Source organism: Collinsella sp. AM44-11 (assembly GCF_003467145.1).
Taxonomy (GTDB): Bacteria; Actinomycetota; Coriobacteriia; order Coriobacteriales; family Coriobacteriaceae; genus Collinsella.
In genome coordinates this window covers 1-1,811 of the sequence record NZ_QSFE01000033.1, presented here as the reverse complement: position 1 = coordinate 1,811, position 1,811 = coordinate 1, and the positions used below count along the sequence as shown (strand labels likewise).

2 protein-coding genes are annotated in these 1,811 nt (G+C 56.2%); both read left to right on the top strand.

The window, feature by feature from the left end; genetic code table 11:
• Positions 1 to 267: 267 nt before the first annotated feature.
• Positions 268 to 1,011: a DMT family transporter gene (locus DW943_RS10300; RefSeq protein WP_233543664.1), complete on the top strand. Its 744-nt coding sequence runs from the start codon at positions 268 to 270 to the stop codon at positions 1,009 to 1,011.
• A gap of 225 nt (positions 1,012 to 1,236) precedes the next feature.
• A partial coding sequence (locus DW943_RS10295; protein ID WP_147348663.1) for a PTS sugar transporter subunit IIC occupies positions 1,237 to 1,811 on the top strand: 575 nt, incomplete at its 3' end.

Below are 1,811 nucleotides of genomic sequence, written 5' to 3'. Positions count from 1 at the left end.
TCGTCGGCGCGTTCTTCGGCGTGCTGGCGTAAGGGCCCGGCCTATTATCTGCCCCCAAGGGAAACGGCGACCCATTGCGGTCGCCGTTTTTTATTACCGAAAGCTAGCTGGAGGTGCTTCGTGATTCGATCTGACAATCCACCCGATAATGGCGTAAGCGGGGCGATGTATCTATTTGGCACGGCACTCTTATGGAGCTTTATCGGCATCCTCGTTCACGCCAATTCGCAGTCAGCTCTTTTGATTGGTGCCGTTACGGCAATATTTATGGCGCTCTTTATTCTGCTCGTCGGCAGGCCTGTTCTCCGCGTCAGCCGTCTTATTGTCCTTGTGGCCGTCTGCAACTTCGTGACGGGCACCACGTTTAACTTTGCCAACCAGCTCACGACGGTCGGCAACGCAATCGTCCTGCAGTACACCTCGATGATTTTCGTTATCGTGTATCAATCGCTCGCAACTCACACGTTGCCCTCACCTGCGAAGATCGCCTCCGTGGTGGTTGCTTTTACGGGTATGGGACTTTTCTTTTTAGGTGATTTGAGTGCCGAGGGCATGCTCGGCAACCTGCTTGCCATCATTTCGGGCGCCGCCTTTGGGCTGTGCTTCTTTTTGAACTCTCGCCCCGATGCGTCGCCCATGGTGTCCTCGCTCATCTCCTGCGGTATCTCGATGCTGCCGATCGTCTATTTTGCTGGTGCCCTAGACTCCGTGAGACCATTTGAGTGGGGGCTCATGCTGGTGCATGGCCTTTTTTGCAGTGGGCTTGCGAGCGTGCTGTATGCCAAGGGGATTGCGCGCACCAACGCGTTTGCGGCCAACTTGGTCTGCATGAGCGAGGTCGTGCTCGCTCCCTGCTGGTCGGCGCTCCTTTTTGGCGAGGTCTTTCACTGGAATGAGTTTTTGGGCGCGGCGATGATCGTTTTGGTGATTGTAGCCAACTTGGCATCCGATGCCTTTGGCGATGGCTTTCTGGTGGCGCTTGTCCGCCATCGAAACAAAGAGCGCGCCTGATGGGATACGTCTGCCGTTTACGGCAAAAAACACCCCGCTGAGCGAGTGGTATTAAATAGTAAGAACCTGCATACCTATAATTGGTATCAAATCATTTGTACCTGGCATGGGTGTTAGCAGCACACCAGGTACGCTTCGAGCCGTGTAATCGAACTCCTGGAATTGATATCAACAACGCGCGCGACGGGAGTGGCGACGGTTCGAGATTCCTAATTGGGAGGAACTATGCTTGTCCAAGCAATCCTCGTCGGCTTAGTCGGAGCGTTTGGATGTCTCGACTACCAGCTCGGTTCGCTCTACGCGTTCCGCCCCATCGTCCTGTGTCCGCTCGTGGGCCTGGTGCTGGGGGACCTGCAGACCGGTCTTGCCGTAGGTGCAAGCCTTGAGCTGCTGTTCATGGGCTCGATCTCCATTGGCGCTTACGTGCCGCCCAACGAAACCGTCGGTGGCGTGCTCGCCTGCGCGTTTGCCATTCAGCTCGGTCAGGGTACCGAGACGGCTATCGCGCTTGCCATGCCCATCGCCGTCCTTGCACTGACGATCGGCAACATTACCAATGCCTTGTTCCCTGTGTTTGTCGACATGGCAGACAAGTTTGCCCTTAAAGGGAACCTCAAGGGCATCTACGCCGTTCATTGGGGAATTGGAATTTGGGGCTGCATCGAGTACTTCCTGCTCTGTGCCGGCGCGTTCTACCTGGGCTCCGACGCCATCCAGGGCTTGCTCGACTTTATCCCGTCCTTTGTGATCGATGGTTGCGGCGTTGCCGCCAACATCCTGCCGGCCATGGGCTTCGCCAT